The organism is Ignavibacteria bacterium (genome assembly GCA_013177855.1).
GTDB lineage: Bacteria > Bacteroidota > Ignavibacteria > Ch128b > Ch128b > Ch128b.
The window spans coordinates 354,222-379,543 of record JABLYA010000001.1 but is presented as its reverse complement, the minus strand read 5'-3'; the positions used below and the strand labels follow the sequence as shown (position 1 = coordinate 379,543).

Below are 25,322 nucleotides of genomic sequence, written 5' to 3'. Positions count from 1 at the left end.
TTCCATTAAAAAATAGAAACTCCTCAGGAACTTATAAGATTCCTCAAGACTGGAAATAGACTGGATAGAGACTGGAAATAGACTGATTGGAGACTGGTTGTAGACTGGTTGAAGACTGGAAATAGACCGATTGGAGACTGGTTGTAGACTGGTTGTAGACTGGTTGGAGACCGAAAATAGACTGGATGAAGACCGATTGCTACGACTTTGTAGACCAGATGCTTCGAGAATTCTCTCTGAGAGAAAATGAGGAATGGCAAAAAATTGAAATTGAGAGAATATTATAGTAGTAGAACTCTACTGAGTTCTACTTAAGTAGAGGAAAAGAATGTTTATAACTTTACTATTGAATTAGAATTTATAATTTTAGTAATAAATGAGGACTTTCAAATTAACAATAAATTTTCCAAAAGATTAAAGGGCGAAGAATGAGTAACTTCATCACAAACAATCAAACAAAAAATTTGCACAAGAGATTAATTGAATTGATCTCAAAAAGTTATGAACTGAAATTCCTGGTCGGTTTTTTTTACTTTTCGGGTTTGAAGGAGCTTTACGAAGGATTAAAAAACAATCCTGAAACAATACTTAAAGTTTTAGTGGGATTAAATGTCGATAAAACAAATAAAGGTCTAATTGAATTTGCTGACCTTCATGAATCAAAAACAGATAATGAAAAATTAGTCGAGTATTTAAATTCACTTAAAGCTTCAATTAACACAGATCTATTTGATAATCGTGATTTTTACGAACAGGTAAAATTTTTTATTAAGAAGATTGAAGAAGATAAGTTATTTATTAGAAAAACAAGAGAGCCCAATCATTCAAAGCTTTATTTATTTTATTTAAACGAAACAGGAAGAAACAGAATATTTATAACTGGAAGTTCTAATCTTACAAAGAGCGGCATTCGAATACAAAACGAATTTAATGTTGAAATATCTGATTACGGATTTGAAGATGCTGAAAGATATTTTGATCAATTATGGGATTCATCTCTAATTATTACTGAAGATCTTGAAAATAAAGAACGATTAATTAATCTAATCAAAAATCAAACACATATTAGAGAAATATCTCCTTTTGAGGCTTATGCTTTAATTCTAAAAAGTTACCTCGAAACTTATGAATCTAAAGACATCAGTTCGGTTATTATAAGACTTCTGGAAAAAAGTAATTACAAAGTTTATCAATATCAACTCGATGCAATTAAACAGGCACTTGCAATAATTGAAAATCATAACGGCGTTTTAATTGCTGATGTGGTCGGACTTGGCAAATCAATTATAGCTTGTGCAGTGGCTAAAAGTTTGAAGAAAAGAGGCATAGTTATATGCCCGCCTGGTTTGATTGGAGACAGAAATAAAAATGGTGGATGGGTCAAGTATTTAGATGATTTTGAACTATATGATTGGGAAGCAAGGTCATTGGGAGAACTTGAAAATATTCTGGAATATGTTAACAAGCACGATGATATAGAAGTCATTATTATTGATGAAGCTCACCGTTTTAGAAATGAAGACACTCAAGGTTATGAATTGCTTAAAAATATTTGCAGGAACAAAATTGTAATTCTCTTAACTGCAACTCCTTTTAATAATAAACCATCTGATGTTTTATCGTTGCTTAAATTATTCATCACACCCAAAAAGTCAACAATTACACTCGATAATGATTTACTAACTACTTTCCGAATCCTTGGGAATTTGTTTGATGGATTGGCTTACATCTCTCGTTATCATGATTCGAAAGACAATGATAAAAAAAGAAGAGCATTAAAAATATTTAGGAGTATTTTTAATGAAAATTCAATTGATCTTAGAAAAGTTAAAACGAGCACTCGAAGACTTGCTAAGGAAATTCGGGAAGTTATTGAACCAGTAACCATAAGAAGAAACAGACTTGACTTATTAAAACATCCAGTTTATAAAAATGAAGTAAAAGATTTTTCAAAAGTTCAGGATCCCATTGAATGGTGGTATGAACTCACTCCTGCACAATTAAATTTTTATGATGAAGTTATTCTAAATTATTTTGAAGATCCTGATATGGGAGGAAGATTTTCTGGGGCAATTTATCGCCCATTTGAATATGAAAAAGGATTTCTAAGAGATAAAACAGAACTTACAGAAGAAGAAAATCGTGAATACATCCAACAGCGAAACCTGTTCGATATTATGAGAAGGCTGCTTGTTAAGAGATTTGAAAGTTCATTTGGAGCTTTTCAACAGAGTATGAACAACTTTAAATCTGTTACAGAAAAGGTATTAAGTTTTATTAAAAAAACCGGTGGCGGTAATTTATTTGAAGGAGAATATATTTTAGACAGAGATCTACTCGAAAGAATTGTTGAAAAAGGCGATGAAGAAATTGAAAAAGCATTAATTGAATATGAACAAAAAATAAATGCGGGTGTTCTACCTAAAAAACATAAAAGATATAAGATTAAAGACTTTAGATATAAAGAAAAATTTATTAACGATATTAAGTCAGATATTAAGCTATTCGATGAAATTCTTGATAAGCTATCTAAACTTCAGCTTGTTGAAAATGACCCAAAGTCGAAATGCGTTTTCGAAAAAATTGTAGATGTTTTCAATCAAAAAAATCATAACGAACCAATCAGAAAAATTGTGATTTTTTCAGAATATGCGGATACAATAAAATACTTACAGGATAGGTTAAGCAAAATTAATCCAGAAATTTCTAGAAGAACTCTAGTTGTATCAGGAAATCTTCCAGATACAAAGTGGAAAGAAATTCTAGAAAATTTTGATGCATCCTATAAAGAGCAAAAAGATGATTATGATTTACTACTTACTACTGACAAGTTAAGTGAAGGATTTAATCTTAATCGTGCAGGAATGATTATCAATTATGACATACCATGGAATCCCGTTAGAGTAATTCAAAGGCTTGGTCGTATTAATAGAATTAGTAAAAAAGTTTTTGATGAAATCTACATTGTCAATTTTTTCCCGACTGAACAAGGAGCTGATTTAATAAAGTCCCGTGAAATTGCCCAAACAAAAATGTTTATGATTCATAATACACTTGGAGAAGATTCAAAGGTTTTTGATATAGACGAAGAACCATCACCCGCCAATCTTTATAGTAAATTAATGACCAATCCTGAAAAAATTGATGAAGAAAGTTTCTACACGAAAGTTTACTCACTTTTCAATGAAATCAAAGAGAATTATCCTCAAACAATTGAAAAATTAAAAGATATACCTAAGCGAATTAAGGTCTCCAAAGAATTCAATGAAAACGAGATGATAGTCTTTTATAAGAAAAATAAACTTTATGTAAAAAGAGCATATTATTCAAACAGCAAATTACAAATTGAAGAATCTTCCCTTGAAGATGTACTTGAAAAAATAAGATGCGATTACAATACTAAAGGACTTGAAATTGATGAAACTTTCTGGGACATGTATGAAAAAGTAAAAATGTCAAAAGCCGAGTATAGAGAATCTCCTAAAAATAAGAGTCTTGAGCAGTCAGCGTTAAACAAATTAAATTTTCTAATAAAGATTGATAAAGATGATATAAATTCACTTAAAAACTTTTTAAGAACTTTAAAGGAAGATATAATTGATTACGGAACTTTACCTGATTATACATTACGAAGGATAGCAAATCTTAAAACTGAAAAATTTGAAAAAGGAGAACCAAATGATGTAATTGAAGAATTAACTGAGATCAAAAAAGAACTTGGTGAAGATTATTTGGATAAAGAAAAAGAAAGATTAAAAATACAGGAAAGAGAAATTATTATAGCGGTTAGAAATATTCTGCCTGAGTCGGGTAAACTGGATTTAATGTAAACTAAATAATTTCTTAAAAAGAAAAATAGAGTAGAAAATGGACACAAAACAAATTCTTGAAAACCTTGCTAATGGATTTAATTATAAATATTTAATTGATCTATTTCGGAGCAAATCCAGAAATTTTAGAGTTATTGATCCGCTAAGTGAGGGGAGTCAGTTAGAAAATTTTAATGATGAAAATTTCGACGATTTTAAATTAATTGGAGAAATTTTACTTGAAGATCAAGAACAAATTTCTATAGTTACAACTAAAGTTAAGAAATCTTTATCTGAAAAATCTGGAAAGAAAGCACAATATCTTATTGGTAAAAAATTCTTAAAAAGTTTTCCAAAATATTCAGCCGGCTTTTTCATTTTTTATGATGATAAAGGGGATTTCAGATTTTCTTTGATTTACAATATTCCGCTTTCTTCAGGCAAATTAGATTGGAGTAATTTTAGAAGATACACCTACTTTGTAAGTAAAAGCCAGACAAACAAAACCTTTATTCGACAAATTGATGAAGCAGATTTTTCATCACTCGAAAAAATTATTGAAGCATTCAGTGTTGAAAAGGTTACCAAACAATTTTATCAGGAAATTGCAAACTGGTATTTCTGGGCAATGGATAAGGTAGAGTTTCCCGATGATGAAGAAAAAGATAGAGAAAATCGAAATGCGAAAAATCTTATCCGCCTGATTACACGAATGATCTTTATATGGTTTATGAAAGAAAAAAATTTAGTACCGGCTGCTTTATTTGAAAAATCATTTGTTGATAAAATTATAAACTATCGGGATAAAACTGGAAGCACATATTATAAAGCAATTCTTCAAAATTTGTTCTTTGCAACATTGAACACACCAATGAAAAAAGATGATAAAAAAAGCAGAATATTTATCGAAGAAGCCGAAAGCAAAGGATATTTGAATGATGGATATTTGCAGCAAGGATATTACCGTTATAGTAGATTTATTAAAGATAAAGAATTATTCTTAGCTCAATTTGAAAATGTCCCTTTCTTAAACGGTGGATTATTTGAATGTCTTGATAAGAGAGTGAATGGTAAGGAAATTAGAATTGATTGTTTTTCTAACAAACCCATAAACGAAACAAGATTAAAAGTCCCTGACGAACTATTTTTCCTTGAACAAGAAAAAGAGGTAGATTTATCAAAATATCTTGAAAAAGGAAAGAACAAAAAAGTAACCGGACTTCTCACAATTCTAAAACGATACAATTTCACCATTGATGAAAACACACCGATTGATCAGGATGTTGCTCTTGATCCGGAATTACTTGGTAAAGTATTTGAAAATCTTCTGGCATCTTACAATCCCGAAACTGCTACCACTGCCCGCAAAGCAACAGGAAGCTACTATACTCCAAGAGAAATTGTGGATTATATGGTTAATGAATCATTGATAGCATATTTAAAGAAAAGTATTGAAACTCTCCAGAATTCGCAAAATCAAAGTAATCCAATCCTCCTGGATTCAGAAAACCAAAGTAGTAATCGAATCCTCCTGGATTCGGAAAACCAAAGTAATCGAATTCTCCCGAATTCGGAAAATCATAGTAATCAAATCGTTCCGGATTTGGAAAATCAAAGTAATCGAATCCTCCAGGATTCGAAAAATATAAGCAACATTAGCAGAACCCAGGAGGGTTCAACTACATTGGATATTAATAACATTAGCAGAACCGAGGAGGGTTCAACTACTTTGGATATTAATAACTTTAGCAGAACCCAGGAGGGTTCAACTACATTGGATATTAATAACATTAGTAGAACCCAGGAGGGTTCAACTACATTTTATAATCCTGATAAAGAAGTTCATCTATTCTATGGTAAGCGAGGCAAATTACCACATATGCATCAGGGAAGTGTCTGGTATTTTGTTACATTCAGATTAGCTGATGCATTACCGAAAGAAAAAATTGAACAATTAGAAAAAGAGCGTGAACAATGGTTAAAAGTTCATAAAAAGGATAAAACTGAATTAACAGAAGAGGAGAAACAGGAATATTACAAACTATTTTCAGAACGAGTTGAAGAATGGTTAAATAATGGTTACGGTTCTTGTATTTTGAAAGATGAAAAAATTGCAAGAATTGTTGCTGATACTTTACTTCATTTTAATGGTGAGAGATATGATTTAGACGATTGGGTGATTATGCCAAATCATGTTCATTTACTCATAAGACCCAGAAATGATTATACTCTTTCAGATATTTTGCATTCAATTAAATCTTATTCGGCGCATAGAATAAATAAAGTACTCAATAGAAAAGAAAGCGTGTGGATGCACGAATCTTATGACCATATTGTTAGAAATGAAAATTCATTTTTGGCTATCAAAAATTATATCAGGTCAAATCCGATTAAGGCAAATGTAAAATTGCCGGATATATGCTGCTCGTGGAAAATAGTAAACGAAGAGCTACGAGAGGATGGAGTAAGAAGTCGAGAGGATATAGATACACTTTTGAGAAAACTTTTTGACTATTCGACCGACGAAAATCCTTTCGATGAAGAAACTACTTTGAAACTCATTGATGCAATTGAAAAGATAAAAATTCTGGATCCTGCTTGTGGTAGCGGTGCTTTCCCAATGGGAGTTCTGCATAAACTTGTGCTTGCTCTGCATAAACTTGATCCGGAAAATAAAATTTGGAAACAAAGAGTATTAAACAGAGTGCCGGCTGAAATTCGCAGTGAAACTGAACAATCTTTACAAAATAAGTCCATTGATTACATAAGAAAATTAGGATTGATTGAGAATTGTATTTACGGTGTTGATATACAGGAAATAGCAATTCAAATAAGCAAATTGAGATTTTTTATTTCGCTTCTTGTTGAACAGGAAATCGATGATACAAAACCAAATCGTGATATTCGAGCTCTGCCAAATCTCGAAACTAAATTTGTCGCAGCAAATACTTTAATTGAATTAAAACGACCTAAACAATTTAATGCAGAAAATACTTTAACCAAGATTGAACAATTTGAACAATCTGAACAATTAAAGTTAATTTCTCCCGAAGTTGAAGTACTTGAAAAGCAGTTATTTAATATTAGAGAAGAAATATTTTACACAAACAGCAGAAAAGAGAAATTAGATTTACAAAGAAAAGAAAAAGAATTAAGAGAAAAATTAAAATATGAATTAAAGAAGAATGGGTTTTCGAGTGATGTTGCAGAAAAAATTACAAACTGGGATCCATTTGATCAGAATACTCACGCAGAATGGTTTGACCCGGAATGGATGTTTGGTGTGAGGGATGGTTTTGATATTGTGATTGGAAATCCACCATATATTCAATTGCAAAAATCTTTAAGTGAAAAAAGCAATTTAAAATATGCCGACCTTTATAAAGATCAGGATTATAAAACATTTGACCGGACTGGCGATATTTATTGTCTATTTTATGAAAAAGGAATGAACCTGCTTAAAATAAATGGGTATCTCTGTTATATTACATCAAATAAATGGATGAGGGCAGGTTATGGTAAAAAGTTAAGAGATTATTTTTCAAAATTTAATCCTCTCATACTAATTGATCTTGGACCTGGCGTATTTGAAAATGCAACTGTAGATACAAGCATTCTACTTATTCAGAAAGCAAAAAATCGTAATAATCTTAAAGCATTAACCTTAGATAAAAACGACCGCAATAATATTTCAAGTGCGTTGAACGAAAAAGGTGTATATATTTCTAGATTAAATTACAATGCTTGGTTTATTGGTAACAGTGCTGAACAAAAACTTAAAGAAAAGATTGAAAATATTGGTAAGCCGCTGAAATATTGGAATGTGAAAATTTATCGTGGAATATTAACAGGTTTAAATGAAGCTTTTATAATCACAACAGAAAAGCGAAATGAAATACTTAAAAATTGTAAGGACGAAGAAGAGAGGAAACGAACCGAAGCTATAATAAAACCAATCCTTCGTGGGCGAGATATTAAAAGATATTATTATGAATGGGCAGGTTTATGGGTGATTGGAACTTTTCCAGCATTACATTTAAATATCGAGAAGTTTCCAGCTCTTAAGAAATACTTTCTGGATAATTTCGATATCCGACAGCTCGAACAATCTGGTAAGAAATATCCACATTTAGGCTTTAATGCACGCAAAAAAACTGGCAACAAATGGTTTGAAACACAAGACCAAATCGCCTACTACCCCGAGTTTGAGAAGGAGAAGGTGATTTATTCTGAAATTGTTAGAAACCCTCAATTTTATTTTGACATTGACAATTTTTATGTTGAAGCAACATCATTTTTAATGACAGGTAAAAACTTAAAATACATATGTGGATTGCTAAATTCTAATCCAATTACATTCTTTTTTAAGAAATGGTATGCTGGAGGAGGATTAGGTGAAGAGGGTTATAGGTATAAAAAAGCATTTATTGAAGATCTTCCATTTCCAACCATCACTTCAAACAACCAGTCCATTGTAGAGAAAATAGAAACACTGGTAGATAAAATAATTTCTGCGAAAAAAGAAAATCCGCAATCAGATACAAGTGCATGGGAAAAAGAAATAGACCATTTAGTTTACCAGCTCTACGAATTAACTCCGGAAGAAATAGAAATAATAGAAGGAGGGGATTGAAAGCGGGCGAGAGAAACAAATTCAAAAAATTTTTCGAGAGTTTTGAAATAACTAATAGCCGAGAGAAATAATTAAAAAAATAGCCAGCCACGAGTTTCAACTCGTGGCTAGAGATAAAAAATAAAATTGAAAAAATCGGTTTTAATCGATCTCAGAGGGAAAATATTTTGGCTAGAGCTCGAAATATTTGATATTCAATTATGCCTCGAGCTAAAGCTCGTGGCAAATAGAAAATTTTCAACTAAATATTAATTTTACTCCTGAAGAAATTGAAATAATAGAGTGAGACAGATTAAATGTTGGAAAAAATTTTAGAATATTATGAGGGTTTTAAGATATGAATTTTGTTAACGCGAATATTTTATATTCTCTCTGGGAATTTTTCACTCAAAACTATGAAACAATCAATGCATTAGTATTACTAATTACTTTGACTGTTATAATTTGGTATTCTTATGAAACAAGAAAATTGCGACAATCAAACGATAAGACTTTAGAAATATTAAAAAAGAGTTTTGAATTAGAAAAACAAAAGAATGAACCAAATGTAATAGCATATTTTGATAATGGATCTAATTTTTATTCTATCGTATTAGTTCTAAGTAACGAAGGTGGTGGTTTGGCAAAAAGTGTTCGAATTAATATAAATCCTGAGCTTGATTTGGGAGACCCAGTATTTAATAAATATTTTTCGAAAAATGCTGTAAATAAAAATGGAATTAATATCCCTCCAAGATCTAAATATGTTATAACAGTTGGTTATACAACAATAGCCTCTCCACTTTACAAAGAACATAAAATACCTTCAAATTATAAAGTTGATTTAGGCTACACAGATATTGAAGGAGTAAAACAATTTTCAAAAACATTTAACCTTACAATTGATCAATTTTTTTATCGTATTAATCCTGATGGTGAAACATATATTGAAAAGCAACTAAAAAGTATTAACGAAACCCTTAAGAAAATTGCTGAAGCCTTAAAAAATTTAACGAGGAATAAATATTCTTGATAAATGAATAAATATAGAGTATACATTGATGAAGTGGGTAACAATGATCTTAAAAGTTCTGAAAATCCAAATCATCGTTATCTGAGCTTAACGGGTTTAATTTTTGAATTAAATTATGTAAAGGAAGTAGTAACCCCTTCATTAGAAAAATTAAAACAGAAATATTTTCCTTATCATCCAGACGAGCCAATAATACTTCATCGAAAAGAACTTGTAAATAAAAAATATCCATTCAATGCTTTAAAAAATCCAGAGATTGAAGAACAATTTAATTCAGATTTTCTAAATCTTCTAAATGAACTTGATTATGTAGTAGTGTCAGTTTTAATCGACAAATTGGAACATAATATAAAATATCAAACATGGAAATATGATCCTTACCATTACTGTTTAGAAATCATAGTTGAAAGATATTATTTCTTTTTAGAAAGCGTAAATTCCTGTGGAGATATCATGATTGAATCACGAGGTGGTAACGAAGATATACGTTTAAAAGAATCATATAAAAAAATTTATGCAAATGGGACTCAATTCATAGAGGCTCATAGACTGCAAAAAAGATTAACAAGTAAAGAATTAAAAGTAAAACAAAAAATGCTTAACATTGCCTGCTTACAATTAGCAGATTTAATTGCTCATCCATCAAGAAGATTTATGTTTAAGAAATATGGGATAAATGAGGGTAAAGAATATACTTTCGGTGACAAAATTATTGAAGTGATTGAGAATAAATATTATAAAGGTAAAACAGGAATTGAAGGATATGGTATAAAACGATTGCCATAAAAAGAAAAACCCCGATTGCTCGGGGCAAAGGCTCTTAGGACCTTCCACCTCCAGATAAACTGGATTACTCAAATATATATATTTTTTTTTAACAAAAAAAATTTTTTGACAGAAAAAATCGGTTTTAACCGAATTCAAAGAGGAAAAAAATATTTTGGCTAGAGCTCGAGGCGAATAAGTTAAATAATAAAAAATCAAAGCTCGGGTTAATAATAAATTTCCCAAAAAATATTAATCTAATTCTTGAATAACTAGAAATTGTTCAGAATCTGGAAGAGCAGCCGTGAGAAATAATTAAAAAAAAATAGCCAGCCACGAGTTTCAACTCTTGGCGAGAGAGAAAAAATATAATAGAAAAAATCGGCTTTAATCGATCTCAGAGGGAAAATATTTTGGCTAGAGCTCAAATTATTTGATATTCAATTATGCCACGAGCTAAAGCTCGTGGCAATGCAAATAAATAATTTAAAAAACCAGAGCTCGGAGCAATAATAAATTTTCAAAAATATATTAATCTAATTCTAGAAGAAATCGAGCTGATTCGCAAGCTAGAAGAGCAGTAGAGAGAGATAGTTAAAAAAAGCCACGAGTTTCAACTCGTGGCTAAAGAAAAAAAATAATAGAAAAAAATCGGTTTTAACCGCAATCAAATAGAAAAATATTTTTCAAATAAAGATGTCCCACCAAATGTCTGGCTTGGTGTTAGTGTTGAAAGTGCTGCGTTTAAAAAAAGAATTGATACACTAAGAAAAATAAATGCTCGAATCAGGTTTATTTCATTTGAGCCATTGATTGGTGCAGTCGGTAATTTGGATTTAACAGAAATTCATTGGGCAATTGTTGGTGGTGAATCAGGTAAAAATGCAAGACCAATGAAAAAAGAATGGGTAGAAGAAATATTCTATCAATGCAAAAAGCAGAATGTCGCATTCTTCTTCAAGCAATGGGGCACCTGGGGAGCTGATGAAGTCAAACGAAATAAAAAAGCAAATGGAAGAATTTTCCATGGTAAAGTATGGAATGAATATCCTGAGTTTAAAAAAGCATAGATTTTCAAATATTGGCAAATTCTCTTGCGAATTAATTTAGTCAATAAAATATTTTGCTTCCCATAAAATCGAATATTACAGAAAAGAATTTCTTTATTTTAATCATTTCACCATTCATTAAGTATATTTTTTTCAGTAACGAGAGTTGAATACAAAAGATAAAATTTTATTCTAATCCGCCAGTTTTTTCCAATCAAAACTTTACTTAACTTCATTTAGAATTTAATTATCTAAACAAAGGAATTTAAAATGAAAATTTTATTAGTCTATCCTGAATTTCCAGATACTTTCTGGAGTTTCAAGCATGCTTTGAAATTTATATCAAAAAAAGCAACTCATCCTCCTCTTGGATTATTAACAATTGCATCAATGCTTCCAGAAGAATGGAATAAAAAATTGATCGACCTGAATGTCCGTCCTCTTAGAGATACTGATTTTGCCGGAATCGATTTTGTGTTTTTGAGTGCGATGTCAGTTCAAAGTAAATCGGTGATAAGTGTAATTAAAAGATGTAAAGAACATAAAATTAGAATTGTTGCAGGCGGTCCATTTTTCACAGCTGGTTATATTGATCATAATGAAATTGATTATCTGGTATTGAATGAAGCTGAAATTACATTGCCCCAATTTCTAAACGATCTGGAAACGGGCAATCCAAAACATATTTACTCAACAGCAGAATTTGCTGATCTCAATTCAACGCCAATTCCATCATGGAACTTGATAAGATTAAAAGATTATTCTTCAATGAGTGTTCAATTTTCAAGAGGTTGTCCTTATAATTGCGACTTCTGCGATGTGACCAATCTTTTCGGAAGAAAATTCAGAACAAAAAGTACATCTAAAATCATTGAGGAATTAAATGCACTGTATAAACGCGGCTGGAGAGGAAATGTATTTTTTGTCGATGATAATTTTATCGGCAACAAGAAAAAATTAAAACTGGAAGTTCTTCCCGAAATAATTGAGTGGCAGAAAGCAATGAAATATCCTTTCACATTCAATACTCAGGCTTCAATAAATCTTTCTGACGATGATGAATTATTACAACTAATGGTTGATGCAGGATTTAATGCTGTGTTTGTGGGGATTGAAACCACAAATGAGGAAAGTCTAAAAGAATGTAAAAAAACTCAAAATCAAAGAAGAGAAATTTTACATAATGTTAAGAAAATTCAGAAGGCTGGAATGGAAGTTCAGGCAGGGTTCATACTTGGATTTGATAACGATCCACCAAATATTTTTGATCGAATGGTAGATTTTATTCAGCAAAGTGGAATTGTAACAGCAATGGTTGGTCTTTTGAATGCACCAAAAGGAACAAAATTATACGAACGGCTTGTGAATGAAAATCGTATCGTAAAAAACTTTTCCGGTAATAATACAGATGTCTCGACAAATCTTATTCCAAAACTTGGACTTGATAAATTAATTGATGGTTACAAAAGAGTTGTGTCGGAAATATATTCACCGAAATATTATTATGAGAGAGTTAAAAAATTCTTGAAGGAATTTAAACCACAATACAAAATTAATTTCAGTATTTCTAATTATTTGAAAAACAGTGAGTACCTTGCAGCTCTAATGAAATCAATTGTAATTATAGGAATTAAGAGTAAAGCACGAATTCATTTCTGGAGATTATTTTTCTGGTCGTTGTTTAGAAAACCAAAGTTGCTTCCACTTATGATCACTTTTTCGATTTACGGATATCATTTCCAAAGAGTTTTTGAGAATTTGAGTAATCTACATCACTAAGGCGTATTTCCCATTTATCAAAAATATTATTTTGATATACTATATATCTTAAGCTCGGAACTCGAATATTCTCAATTAGTCCGATCTTAGTAATTAAATGTCTTGTGTAATAACCATTCCGATACCAATTCCTTTTTAACAAAGCTTTATTCCGCTCATATTCAACTTTTGCTTCAAGTAAAGTCTCAATTAAATATTTAAGAAATCTTAATACAATTGAGTTAATAAAAGAAACTAGATTTTTGTTTTCTTTGAAATATTTAATAATTTAGCTTAGGTGTTGTTTGAATGTTATTTCCATGGGCATTTATCCTCCATTTTTTTCAAATTTAGTGAGGGTAAATGCCTCTTATATTTTTATCATTTTACACAATTTTTTAAATGCTATTTTTGACTAATATTTACTTTTTTATTACTTTAGATAGAGTTTTCTTCTCGGACGACAATGACTCCGTCAGGTCTTCCGCCCGAACGTAAAGCTCAAAAATTTTTGCAGCAAGCATAAAGACAAATGACACAGATTAAAAGACCATTTAAAATATTTCCGAGTATTGGATATAAAAATAGCCAATTTCAAATTGTTTCATTGGTTGACAATTTGAAAATTGATATTTACGCCCAAGATAAAATAATTACGTCTATTAATGCTAATTCAAAAAATCCTACTATACTGACAACTCTGAATGCAACAGGCAAATTGATTGCAAAATGCAATTTTAATAATACCGTTTTTCAGCAAGAATTAGAGATAAAAGAAGCCTTTAGACTTGGGTCAAGTGAGTTTAAAAAGGCTTTTGTTTTTGACGACACAGAATATTCCTTCTTTCTGATGAAGGACAGACTATTGCTTTATGATGAGAAAAAGCAAATATTGCTAACTGAAAACCATTATAGCCCAACAGAGATTCACAAGATTAATGAAACTAATTTTTTATTTGTAACTAAAGTAGGAAATACTGCAAGCGGAATAACTAACCTTGGAGTTTATAACACAGAAACTTTCTCATTGGTAGGAGAATTATTAAACGATTACCGTGAAATTAAGATACTTGTTGACAACAATAAAGCTTGGCTTTATAATATAAAATCCAAAACAATTCATTGTTACGAATTAGTACACCATACTAATAAATACTTAACAGAATTAAAATCATTTGAAAATTTTAATTATTACTTAATAGATGAAGCCAACTTAAATATTTATATCATTTATAATGAAGTATTGAAAGTTTCAAGTTTGTACAATCTTGATGAGTACTTCGAAATACCAAAAAAGGAAAATAACGCAATAGACAAATTAGGTAATGTATTCACACTTGAAAACAATACGCTTAACTGTACAAATATACATACAACCTACTCTGAAACGATCAATCTTAATTTTAAAGTTAATTTGGAAAACAAAAACGAAAATTTAATTCATATCGGGAAGTATCTAAAGTGTGTAAATGAACTAACCGACCTAAATAGAAAAACTGAAGAAATTAAAGAAGAAGTTATTTCTTCACTTCCAGATGATAAAACAGATCATTTTCATGAACTTTCTCAATCTCAAAAAATAATAGAAACATATACAACCCACGAAATTTACCCTACTAAAAATGGTGTTTTTATTATTCAAAAGAAAATAATCAGAAAGTACCAAAACAACTGTACTGACAAACCATACACAATAGAAAATACTGAAAAATCTCTTTTATTTTTTAATTCGGGGAAGGCAGATATTTTAATCGATGCAACTCCTAACCTGGAAGTTAACAAATATCATAATGATACTCTTGTCGTAAGTCTTCAAAGCACAAAAATATTATTAGCAGGAAGGAATAAAGTTACGCTCAACGATGAAGATTCGGTAGAACTATTCACCATAAACGAAATACCCTATTTTTTAATAAAATCAAAAGAAAGGTATTCACTTTACCTTTCAACTAATCCAAATAATGCCATTTTAGAGCAAATAGAAATTCTAAATCCTGACCTGTTCAAAAAACATCAAATTATCTGGTTTCGTGATAAAGAAAAAAATATTTCAAACACAAAATCTTTGAATGCCTTCGATTTGAAAAATTGCACAAGAATACATTTTGATGAGCGAAAAGTGCATCACTCACTTTTTAAAGACGCTTTGGACTTTAAGTTTTTTGAGAAATACGCTTTATCGTCTAATCAAATAGTTTTTAACCCCCAAACTCTTGAGATAAAAGATGCAGTTATTGGCAACATTGAATTTTGCTCTAAGCAACTAAACAAAATTGTATCACATCGAAAAAACGAAATCTACCTTTCCAAATTTAATCCTCAAACTGCAAAGTATGAGTTACGTGAAATATTAATCGATTACAACAAATACAAGGAATCATATCTTTCCCCAAACGGTCAATTTTTAGTTCTTCAAGATGAAAGCAATAAATATTTCCTTTATGACATCGAAAAGGGTGAAACTATAAACTTCATCTCCAGCAGCTTTTTAGCGTTTAGAAATGACGGTAGTTTAATTGTTGAGCAAAATATCAGAAGAGCAGCGAAAATAATTGACCCCATAACATTTCAAGATATTACTCCCCCTAACTACCACCATTATAGGTTTATGAGTCCAGATGGAAAACTTTATGCACAAGTGTCATCCAAAGTAAGGTATTTCCATAAACTAAATGGTAAAGAATTAAAAGTAGAAGAAGTTTCAAAGTTTAGACAGGATTTAGATGACCCTAGTTTTTATCTACAAGAAAAAGAGAAAGAACAAGCAAAAATAAAGGTTGATAAAAATCGTCTACAAATCTTTAATTCCTACAAAGAGCAATTTCAAGCATTAGGAATTGAAGATTATACTAAAATCAATTCTCATTCTGTAGTTGGTGTCAAAAAGTATACCGAAATTGGGATTACTGGAACCAGTGTAGTCAAAGAGATTATTTTTCCTAAAGATACCCAATTTTATAATTATGCATCATTCAGTTATGACAATAGGTATTTGGGTATAGTTTATCGATTGGAAACTGGTGGTGGTATACATTTAATAAAACTTCATTTTGATGAAAAGAAAAGTACATTAGAAATACTTGATGAATATTTAAGTAGATATCCAACATATGCATCTTGGGTTTGTGGATTTTCCAAAACGGGTTATTTCGCAACTTATGATAGCACACCAGATACATACATCCTTTTTGTTGATGATAAACTTTTTGACAGCAAACCGACAGAAGTTAAGTTGAGACAAAATATTTATAAATCAAAAACAAATATTTACCACACTTATAATAAGTGGAATGAAATAAAGGGGAAAAATTTTCTTTGTTTCAGTCCGACAGGTGAGTATTTAGCATTATCTGAACAAGGTTATGAACCTTTGACTTTAGGAGGTTATGGACATCAAGAATCTAATGTTGTTCATATTGCAAAGACAGTTAATGGGAAGATAATTAATTCATTCACAGGGCACGGTGATAATATCAAATATGACAAAACTAAGAAAGTGACCTTCGTAGCATTTTCCGAAGACGAGAGTAGAATTATGACACTAAGCTCTGACGGAGTTGTAATTATTAGAGACATTAATCTAAGTGATAATGAACAAGAAAACAAAATGCTAGCTGCCAGTAAGCGTCCAGCGTAATGGTGCGTGATGTTGTTAATTGAACATTCTACTTTTCATCAACTTTTGTATTTATGGCTTACCACGGCTAGGAAAGGTATAATTTATTGAAATATCTATTTATTAAGTTCCAAAATTTGTGTAAAGGTTAAAATAGTTGAAAGAGGCATTACCAAACAATTAACGATTTATAAAACCAACGATTAAGTACAAATACAAAATTTTATCTGCACTAGATAGATTTTCAAAACACCCAATCGCATTTGTTCTTCTTCTTATCTCTCTTATTGTCCTTTCAATTGGATTGGTTGTATGAATTAAATGGTGAAGTCTTAAATCCATTGAATACTTTGTCTTAATCAACTCGTCACTTGAAAAAATTGCAACGGCTTCAGGTTCAATTTTGGAATATCTCTTAATAAACTCTTTCTTTTTTTCGATTTATTCAAAATAACTTTTTGATTTATAGACTTGTGATGCTTCACCTAAGATTTCTTCTTTCAAATCTTTGTTTTTGATTGCATTACTAAGATTTTTCAGTTTATGAAAGATACAATTCTGTTGTTTAACTATATCACCAAATATCTCATTTATTGCACTAACAATGGCAAAATCACCATCGTGAACAAATAATTCTAATTCATTAACATTAAGCCCACGATCAATTAGTGAGTTTATAAATCTCTTGTAATTTCTCTTGGTCTCTTTACCAACCAAAAGAAAATCAATTATTTCCTTTTTATTGGTCTCTCCGTTAAGTCCCAAAGCAATCAAAACACAAAAGTTATATATCTCAAGTTCTTCTTTCTGATCCTTATATTATACCAATTCCTTCTTATCAAAGCTTTAGTCCTCTCATATTCAACTTTTGCTTCAAGTAAAGTCTCAATTAAATATTTCAGAAATCTTGATACAATTGAGTTAATAAAAGAAACTAGATTTTTGTTTTCTTTGAAATATTCAATAATTTCGCTTAGGTGTTGTTTGTATGATATTTCCATGGGCATTTATCCTCCATTTTTTTTCAAATTTAGTGAGGGTAAATGCCTCTTTTATTTTTATCCTTTTACACAATTTTTTAAACGCTATTATTAAATTTTATCTATAAGCAATGTTATGGGGAAAAAAATATATTTGTAATGGTCGATGATAACTTTCATTAAATGGATGAAAAAGAAAGATATCAAGTTGGGGATTTTTATACGCCTCAAGAAGCAATCAGTCTTTGTAAAGAAATTATCGAAGCGTCAATCCAATACGAAGTTAGAAAATCACCTCCAGAATATTTTTATATGTATTTCATGTTTGATGACGGCCCATATATAATGTGAATTGTATCTTTTAATGGAAGAGAATAGACAAAAAGAAATATTTAAAAACTTTTTAAAGGAGATAAAAAAATATGGCAACTTTAGAAAAAGCTCTAGAAATAGCCATAAATGCACATAAAGGACAGAAAGATAAGGCAGGCATGGAATACATTTTACATCCAATTCGTGTAATGTTAAGAGGTGAAACAGAAATAGAAAAAATTTGTGGAATATTACATGACGTTATAGAAGATAGTAATTTGACATTTGAAGACCTAAGAAATGAAGGATTCTCCGAAGAGGTAATTTCAGTTCTGAAATTACTTACTAAGGAATCAGAAAATGAAGATTATGATAAATTTATAGAGAGAGTTAAACAAAATCCAATTGCAGTAAAAGTAAAAATAAATGATTTGCTTGACAATCTGGACATCACTAGACTAAAAGAGTTAAACGATAGAGATTTAAAACGATTAAATAAATACTTAAAAGCTTACTGGACATTAAAAACATTTAGTGGCAGCTGATTACAATGGTTTGTAGCAATAGAGACCAGAAGTAGATGTTTTAAGCCTTAGTATTTCTATATTAGACTATTATGCCAAGTTGAACAGCAATGTCATAAATCTCCCTACTGCTACAAGCCGCGAAACCTTAATTGCAATTGCCAACTAAAAAGAACGGAGTTAAATAATGACAGAAGTTAGATGTCCAAAATGTGGTTCTTTAATGGTTTTACGCACAGCAAAAAGAGGGCCAAATGCTGGTGGGAAATTCTATGGGTGCTCTCGTTATCCCAATTGTAAAGAAACTGTTCCATTTGAACCTGAAGATACTAAGCTATTAGAACCTGAGAAAGAAAAACAGTCTTTAACAGAAACTTTCTTTCCCCGGACTCTTAAAGCCAGAACAAGATTTCAAGATTACCAAGTTCGGTTTTTTGAATCTGTAGCAGTTCCTGAAGATTTGCTGGAAAGTATTAATTCTGAGGATATAGAGGAAGAAATTTCAAAGGCTTTTTCTCAGTGGAGAATTGACTTTCCCGCTGGAGAATCTAAACCTACACTAACTCAAAAGCAACGCCAGATAATTTCGGTCTTGGAAAAGATTTTAACCAGAGGACGAATTACTCTTTCATCTCCTAAAATTGAAAAAGAATTTAAGGAGATGTTTAAATCACCAAAAATCGAATCTTCTTTAACGCTTATAGAATCTTTAGTAATTAGAGGGTATAAAAAAACTCAAAAGAGTATATGGTTAGATAGTAAAGAGGAAAATATTTTCTATGAAGATTTTCTCCCAAAATTTTTGGGGGAAAATTATAAACAATTTGTTCTGCCTCAAGTTGAAATTTCAAGTCTTCTTCCACCGAATCTAAATATGGATAATACAGGACATCAACGGGTTGATTTTGCTATATTTCATCCTAAATCTAAAGAAAAAATCATAGTTGAAATTGATGGCGAACAACACAATCGACATATTGATTCAGATAAAGAACGAGATGAAATCTTACAAAAGCATGGATACACGGTTATACGCATTCCAGCTAACGAAATACAAAAAGAAAATGGTCAACGATTATTAGTTTTGAAGTCAGTGCTTTCTGCAATAAATGAATGGTCTAAAAAAGAGTTCATTCTTACCTGCCGAAGAAAATATTAAGTTTATCCACTCAATTAAGATTGTTCACCAAATCCAGATTGCTCTACTACAAGCGATTCAAGCAGGTTTTCTTAATTTAGAAGATAAGGTTTTATGGCATATTGTTGCCGATTTAGACGAGATTGGTATATTTAATAAAAAGGAAGCCCTTTCAATATTAAAGAAATCTGTATTGGACTTTGTAGAATTATTAGAGAAAGTTAGCAAACTTTATTCTTTTGAACTAAACATTGAAGAACCTGTTTGTAATCTTATATCTGATTACACCACAAGTGAATCTACAAATGCAATTTGTATCTCTTTTTCAGATAAAATTACAACTGATCTACCAACATTCTATGTTCAAAACATCTATATTCCATTCCATATAGCAAATTCATCTTTTTCAGCAACACCAGTAATTGAAGGTTTAGAAAAACCAGACGAAAAAGATTTAGAATACTTTCTACAATATCTGTTCCGTAAGTCGTTTTTCTGGGAAGGTCAATACGATGGAATAACTCGGGCACTGCAAGGTAAAGACGTACTGCTACTACTTCCGACAGGAGCAGGGAAATCTTTAGTATATCAACTTGCTTCTTTGCTTCTACCTGGTAGAACAGTGGTTATTGATCCAATTATCTCGTTAATGGAGGACCAAATTGATAATCTCGCGATGATAGGAATTGACCGATGTGTTGCCATTACAAGCCAAATTGCAGATACTCAAGATAGAATGCGAGCAATTCAATTATTTGGACTAGGAGAGTATCTTTTTGCTTTTATTGCTCCTGAACGACTCCAAACTATTGAATTTCGAGAATCACTACGAACACTTACCGTTCATACGCCAATTTCGTTAATTGTAGTAGATGAGGCTCATTGTGTTTCCGAATGGGGACATGATTTTCGGACTGCATATCTTAACATTGGGAGAACATCACGGGAGTATTGTAAATCAGATAACTATGTTCCACCATTGGTTGCTTTAACAGGAACTGCGTCAAGAGCGGTTTTAAAAGATATTCAACGGGAGTTACAAATAGAAGATTTCGACGCTATTATAACTCCAAAATCTTTTGACAGAAAAGAATTAAAGTTCGATATTATTTATTCTAATTCCCAGGAAAAAGCTGCTAGATTGAAGGGTTATCTTGGACAGAAGTTACCTAATCTTTTTAATACTTCAACCTCTACATTCTATCAACCAAAGGGGAAGAATACTTATTCTGGCTTAATTTTTTGTCCTCACGTTGGTGGTGAATTTGGTGTAAAAAGAGTAGCGGAAGAAATCAGAAATGATTTAGGTATTTCTGCTGAAATTTATAGCGGAAAGGAACCCGAGTATTGGCATCCTGACCAATACCGGTCTTACAAACAATTTGTAACAAAAGAATTTAAACGGAATAAAATACCACTTCTGGTGTGCACCAAGGCTTTTGGGATGGGTATAGACAAGCCGAACATTCGATATACTATTCATTTTGGTATTCCACCTTCTATAGAGTCCTTTTATCAAGAAGCTGGCCGTGCTGGAAGAGATAAAAAAACCGCTTATTGCTGTATAATCGTTTCAAATGATGACCCTGCAAGGTCGAAGAAATTGCTAGATCCCAACACAAAAGTTGAAGAAATAGATAAAATTATTAAAAATATCCCTTGGGAAGAAAATGACGACATAACAAGGGTTCTTTATTTTCATACTAATGCATTTCGTGGAATTACCCATGAAAAACAAAATATTGAGGAAGTTCTTAAACACTTGGGTGACACATCTAAAAAAGGAACAAAAATTCTGACAATACCAGATAAGATTAAGGAAAGGCTAAATAAAGAGAGGAAAGAAGATATTTCAAGACAAGCTAGGGAAATTGTCGAAAAGGCACTTTATCGGCTTTTACTCATTGGGATAGTCTCCGATTATACAATAGATTATTCTCGTAACGAATTTACTGTCAAATTATCAGGCAGTAGTAAAGAAGAAATTATCGAAGCCTATGGGAAATATGTTGCAAGTTATCTTTATAGTAGAAGACAACATGAAATGGAAAAAGCCTCACAGTTACTTTATCTTTCTTATTCTGAGTTCATTTTGGGAATTATTAATCTTTTGCTTCACTTCATCTATGATGTAATTGAAGGTGGTAGAAGACGTGCTTTTTATGAAATGTTGCTTGCCTGCAGCGGCTCTCCTAATGATGAAACTATACGGCAACGAATCTTGCGATACCTGGAAGCAACTGAATATTCAGAGGTATTAGAAGAAATTATTAATGATGAGAATGCTGGCATAATAAAATGCAGGGATGTCTTTAGCAAAGTGTGTTCGCCCAATGACGCTGCTGAGCTTCGAGGGCAAGTGTCACGCTATCTTGAAAGCTATCCCGACCAACCTTCTCTACTTATGTTGCGTTCTCTATCTGAGATTTTTTCAAAAGATAAAAACACTGAAGTGGTAAAGCAAAACTTTACTGCCTCAATATCGAATGCTCTAGAGAAATATAAACTAAATAATGATATTGTTTTTGATTTTGCTGCTTGGGCAGTTTCAAAGATTGCAGAACGGGATAAAAAAATAGCTAAGGAGTTGATTTCCGAACATATTACAAAGTATCCAAATCGTTCACTTGCCAGAACACTTATTGAAAAATTGCCTATCGAATTAACAGATATACCAGCATGGTTCCTTCTGGCAAGGTTAGAAAAAGAATGCAGAACTTTAATTTTAAAAAATGGAGGTTAAAATGGAAAAAGAAGCAGAAAAATTTCTGAAGGCTGAAGAAATCGCTGAGAAGCTTGTTGAAACCTTAAAAGAGCTTCACACTGCGGCAACTTCATATAATAATGCAACGCAAGAACTTGTTAATATTAGTCAGCGATTTTTAAATCTAATTGAGTCAATACAGAAGGTTGCAAATGATATCTGTGAGGTTATCAAGATTTTGAAGGAAATAAGTGGGCCTAATATTCTGGGTAGTATTGGAAAATTAGAAAGTAAGATGAATGAAGAATTTAATAATCAATTGAATGCAATTAATAAGCTGAAGATAATAATTATAATAACACTTGCAAGTTCAATAACAGCCGTCATTGTTGGACTAATCGCACTTTTAAGATAAAAATGAGATGGTGACTGAAATTAACCAAGCATAAAAGATTTGTTTCTTATGACACTCAACCAAATTCCATCTGCGACCTAACTTCTTTTATGCAGAACTATTAGCACCAACGGATCAACGAAATGTAGAATTTTCAGATGAACAATTAAAACAAAATAAAAAAACATAATCAACGAAACATTGTTATTCAATATTCAATCAAAGTAACCAGATGAATTTTTTCTGAGCTTAATTTTTTAACAATAGTGGTTGTAGTTAAATATTTTATTCAATAAATTTCAAATCCCCATTGGGACTTATTAAGTTACAATTTATTTAAACTTTATTCTCTCATATTCAACTTTTGCTTCAAGTAAAGTCTCAATTAAATATTTCAGAAATCTTGATACAATTGAGTTAATAAAAGAAACTAGATTTTTGTTTTCTTTGAAATACTCAATAATTTCGCTTAGGTCTTTATTGAATGTTATTTTGATGGGCATTTAGCCTCCATTTTTTCAAATTTAGTGAGGGTAAATGCCTCTTTTATTTCGATCGTTTTACAAAATTTTTTAAACGCTATTAAAAATTACTCTTCCCATTTTCTTCTTAATTCATAAACAGCTACACCGTAGGCGACGGCGACATTTAATGAATGTTTAATTCCATACATTGGTAATTCTATTGCAAGATCGCACAATTCTAGTATTTGATTTTGAATGCCTGTGATTTCATTTCCTACAATTAGACACATAGGAAAGTCCTGTTTTGTAATTGAGGTATAAGGAACACTTTTGTCTGTGATTTCCAATGCAACGATTTTGATCCCATCGGATTTTAATTTTTTGATCAATTCAATTGGATCTTTGTGATATTCCCATTCAACACTTTCTGTTGAACCTAAAGCGGTCTTTTTTACTTCTTTCTTTTCTGGAGTTGGAGTGTAGCCGGTCAGAAATAATTTTTGTATCATTATTGAATCGGAAGTACGAAATATGGATCCGACATTATACATACTTCGGATGTTATCAAGCAAAACATAAAGAGGAAATTTTTTTGCTTGATTAAGCGTCTCGATACTTAATCGTTTTGATTGAATTTCTGAGTGTGTAAGTTTTCGCATTTTTTTAATTCTATATTTAATTAGACTTGTCATAAATATTAATTGAAAAAAATCATTCTTACAAAATTAATCGTTTAGTAAAAAAGTAATTGTTTATTCGAGATTTACCTCCTGGAAACTCTTGACTTTGAGATTTTAAGTTTGGTTTCTTAAACGCAGAGGCGCAAATAACGCAAAGGCATTGCAAAGAAAAATTGAAAAAATATTATTGCCTTTATAAGCATAAAATTGTTTTGAGCTCTGTATATCTAAGCATTTTTGCTTTCGGTCTTTAAATCGCAGAGGCGCAAAAAACACAAAGTATTCGCAAAGAAAAATTGAAAAAATTAGTATTGTCTTTTTTAGAATAAATTTGTTTTAAGATCTGTGTGTCTATGTTTTTTGCGTTTTCTTTAATCACAAATTCGACAAGAATTCCATAGACATCAATTAAATTCTAATTTTCTTTATTCACATTTCATTTAATATTTTGTAAAAAATTTCAGAATTATATGCACGAACTTTCAATTGCTCAGGAAATTTTATCAATTACAAAAGCAAGTCTTCCATCACCGGACGCAAAAGTTATTTCAATAAAAGTGAAAATTGGACATCTCTCTGGAGTTTTAGTTGACTCACTAAAGTTCAGCTTTGAAGCTATTACAGCTCAGACAGAATTTGAAAATGTAAATTTGGAAGTGATTGAAGTCCCGATAAAAATCAGATGCAATGAATGTTTTAAAGAGAGCATATTGCCAGAACCAATATTTTTATGTCCTGAGTGTAATTCTTTTAATGTTCAACTGCTCGAAGGCAGAGAATTAGAAATTTTAGAAATTGAAATTGAAGATCACAAGGAGGAAATATGAGCATTATTACAGTCGAACGAAAAGTTCTTGAAAAGAACGATCAAATTGCACAAAAAAACAGAGAGAAATTTAAATCAAAAAATTTATTTGTAATGAACTTTGTCAGTTCACCTGGTTCAGGCAAAACTTCAATAATCGAAAAGACAATTGAACATTCATCAGGGAAAATTAAAATCGGTGTAATTGAAGGAGATGTCCAAACCAGCCTTGATGCAGAAAGAGTAAGTAAATTTAATGTTCCAGTAGTTCAAATAGTTACAAATGGCGGATGTCATCTTGAGGCTAACCTTGTTCGAGATGCTTATCAAAATATTGAGAATGCAGATATAGAAGTTTTAATTATTGAAAATGTGGGAAATTTAGTCTGTCCATCAAATTATGATCTTGGAGAAGACATTAAAGTAGTAATTCTAAGCACTACAGAAGGTGATGATAAACCTCTCAAGTATCCTGCAATGTTTCGTAATTCATCTGTTTTAATTATAAATAAAATTGATTTAGTCCCTTATGTGAATTGTAATCTTGAAGAAATGAAAAAGAATGCACTTTCTATAAATCCAAACCTTAAAATCTTTGAAATATCTTGCAAAACAGGGGAAGGATTAAGTGATTGGATAAATTGGATAAAAAAGAATGTTGATAAGTCTTAGCTGTCAT

Annotated in this window: 20 protein-coding genes; 14 read left to right on the top strand and 6 right to left on the bottom strand. The window is 31.0% G+C overall.

Annotated elements, in window-relative coordinates; genetic code table 11:
- Window positions 1-428 precede the first annotated feature (428 nt).
- From HPY57_01650 to HPY57_01625, 6 genes are all read left to right on the top strand, one after another.
- Window positions 429-3,830 carry a DEAD/DEAH box helicase family protein gene (locus HPY57_01650; GenBank protein NPV10482.1) on the top strand — a complete coding sequence of 1,134 codons (3,402 nt, stop codon included), beginning with the start codon at window positions 429-431 and terminating at the stop codon, window positions 3,828-3,830.
- Window positions 3,831-3,867: 37 nt separating this feature from the next.
- Window positions 3,868-8,442, top strand: coding sequence for an N-6 DNA methylase (locus tag HPY57_01645; GenBank protein NPV10481.1), 4,575 nt, complete (start codon window positions 3,868-3,870; stop codon window positions 8,440-8,442).
- 337 nt (window positions 8,443-8,779) lie between these two features.
- A complete protein-coding gene (locus HPY57_01640; protein ID NPV10480.1) occupies window positions 8,780-9,454 on the top strand; it encodes a hypothetical protein in 675 nt (224 codons plus the stop codon).
- Between the two features lie 3 nt (window positions 9,455-9,457).
- Window positions 9,458-10,240 (top strand): DUF3800 domain-containing protein, encoded by a 783-nt coding sequence (locus tag HPY57_01635; GenBank protein ID NPV10479.1) that lies wholly within the window; start codon window positions 9,458-9,460, stop codon window positions 10,238-10,240.
- A 629-nt stretch (window positions 10,241-10,869) separates the two neighbouring features.
- Window positions 10,870-11,289, top strand: a complete 420-nt coding sequence (locus tag HPY57_01630; GenBank protein NPV10478.1) for a DUF5131 family protein — start codon at window positions 10,870-10,872, stop codon at window positions 11,287-11,289.
- Window positions 11,290-11,538: 249 nt separating this feature from the next.
- Window positions 11,539-13,047 carry a B12-binding domain-containing radical SAM protein gene (locus tag HPY57_01625; protein NPV10477.1) on the top strand — a complete coding sequence of 503 codons (1,509 nt, stop codon included), beginning with the start codon at window positions 11,539-11,541 and terminating at the stop codon, window positions 13,045-13,047.
- On the opposite strand, the gene HPY57_01620 is transcribed toward HPY57_01625, so the two are convergent.
- On the bottom strand, window positions 12,980-13,315 hold the full coding sequence (locus HPY57_01620) for a hypothetical protein (GenBank protein ID NPV10476.1): 336 nt from the start codon (window positions 13,313-13,315) through the stop codon (window positions 12,980-12,982). The two genes, HPY57_01625 and HPY57_01620, sit on opposite strands and share 68 nt — an antisense overlap.
- A 243-nt stretch (window positions 13,316-13,558) precedes the next feature.
- On the opposite strand from HPY57_01620, the gene HPY57_01615 reads away from it, so the two are divergent.
- Window positions 13,559-16,663: a hypothetical protein gene (locus tag HPY57_01615; GenBank protein ID NPV10475.1), complete on the top strand. Its 3,105-nt coding sequence runs from the start codon at window positions 13,559-13,561 to the stop codon at window positions 16,661-16,663.
- A 159-nt stretch (window positions 16,664-16,822) separates the two neighbouring features.
- On the opposite strand, the gene HPY57_01610 is transcribed toward HPY57_01615, so the two are convergent.
- Genes HPY57_01610 through HPY57_01600 form a run of 3 tightly spaced genes read right to left on the bottom strand, consistent with a single transcriptional unit; the run spans window position 16,823 to window position 17,649 of the window.
- Window positions 16,823-17,083, bottom strand: coding sequence for a hypothetical protein (locus HPY57_01610; GenBank protein ID NPV10474.1), 261 nt, complete (start codon window positions 17,081-17,083; stop codon window positions 16,823-16,825).
- A complete protein-coding gene (locus HPY57_01605) occupies window positions 17,084-17,407 on the bottom strand; it encodes a hypothetical protein (GenBank protein NPV10473.1) in 324 nt (107 codons plus the stop codon).
- A 5-nt stretch (window positions 17,408-17,412) separates the two neighbouring features.
- Window positions 17,413-17,649 (bottom strand): hypothetical protein, encoded by a 237-nt coding sequence (locus HPY57_01600; protein ID NPV10472.1) that lies wholly within the window; start codon window positions 17,647-17,649, stop codon window positions 17,413-17,415.
- 156 nt (window positions 17,650-17,805) lie between these two features.
- Here HPY57_01600 and HPY57_01595 point away from each other — a divergent pair, with 156 nt between their 5' ends.
- The 5 genes from HPY57_01595 (at window position 17,806) to HPY57_01575 (ending at window position 22,715) form a co-directional block, all read left to right on the top strand.
- Window positions 17,806-17,973 carry a hypothetical protein gene (locus HPY57_01595; protein ID NPV10471.1) on the top strand — a complete coding sequence of 56 codons (168 nt, stop codon included), beginning with the start codon at window positions 17,806-17,808 and terminating at the stop codon, window positions 17,971-17,973.
- Between the two features lie 71 nt (window positions 17,974-18,044).
- Window positions 18,045-18,479: a phosphohydrolase gene (locus HPY57_01590; GenBank protein NPV10470.1), complete on the top strand. Its 435-nt coding sequence runs from the start codon at window positions 18,045-18,047 to the stop codon at window positions 18,477-18,479.
- Between the two features lie 166 nt (window positions 18,480-18,645).
- Window positions 18,646-19,617 (top strand): DUF559 domain-containing protein, encoded by a 972-nt coding sequence (locus HPY57_01585; GenBank protein NPV10469.1) that lies wholly within the window; start codon window positions 18,646-18,648, stop codon window positions 19,615-19,617.
- On the top strand, window positions 19,568-22,339 hold the full coding sequence (locus HPY57_01580; protein ID NPV10468.1) for an ATP-dependent DNA helicase RecQ: 2,772 nt from the start codon (window positions 19,568-19,570) through the stop codon (window positions 22,337-22,339). Before HPY57_01585 ends, HPY57_01580 begins: the two co-directional genes overlap by 50 nt.
- A 1-nt stretch (window position 22,340) precedes the next feature.
- Window positions 22,341-22,715 carry a hypothetical protein gene (locus tag HPY57_01575; GenBank protein ID NPV10467.1) on the top strand — a complete coding sequence of 125 codons (375 nt, stop codon included), beginning with the start codon at window positions 22,341-22,343 and terminating at the stop codon, window positions 22,713-22,715.
- Between the two features lie 311 nt (window positions 22,716-23,026).
- Here HPY57_01575 and HPY57_01570 read toward each other — a convergent pair whose 3' ends face one another.
- Both HPY57_01570 and HPY57_01565 read right to left on the bottom strand, forming a co-directional pair.
- On the bottom strand, window positions 23,027-23,197 hold the full coding sequence (locus HPY57_01570) for a hypothetical protein (protein NPV10466.1): 171 nt from the start codon (window positions 23,195-23,197) through the stop codon (window positions 23,027-23,029).
- Window positions 23,198-23,283: 86 nt separating this feature from the next.
- Window positions 23,284-23,817, bottom strand: a complete 534-nt coding sequence (locus tag HPY57_01565) for an RNA methyltransferase (GenBank protein ID NPV10465.1) — start codon at window positions 23,815-23,817, stop codon at window positions 23,284-23,286.
- A 491-nt stretch (window positions 23,818-24,308) separates the two neighbouring features.
- Here HPY57_01565 and HPY57_01560 point away from each other — a divergent pair, with 491 nt between their 5' ends.
- Both HPY57_01560 and hypB read left to right on the top strand, forming a co-directional pair.
- Window positions 24,309-24,665 (top strand): hydrogenase maturation nickel metallochaperone HypA, encoded by a 357-nt coding sequence (locus HPY57_01560; protein ID NPV10464.1) that lies wholly within the window; start codon window positions 24,309-24,311, stop codon window positions 24,663-24,665.
- Window positions 24,662-25,315, top strand: coding sequence for a hydrogenase nickel incorporation protein HypB (gene hypB / locus HPY57_01555; GenBank protein ID NPV10463.1), 654 nt, complete (start codon window positions 24,662-24,664; stop codon window positions 25,313-25,315). The genes HPY57_01560 and hypB overlap by 4 nt, the downstream gene beginning before the upstream one ends.
- The last annotated feature ends 7 nt before the right edge of the window (window positions 25,316-25,322 follow it).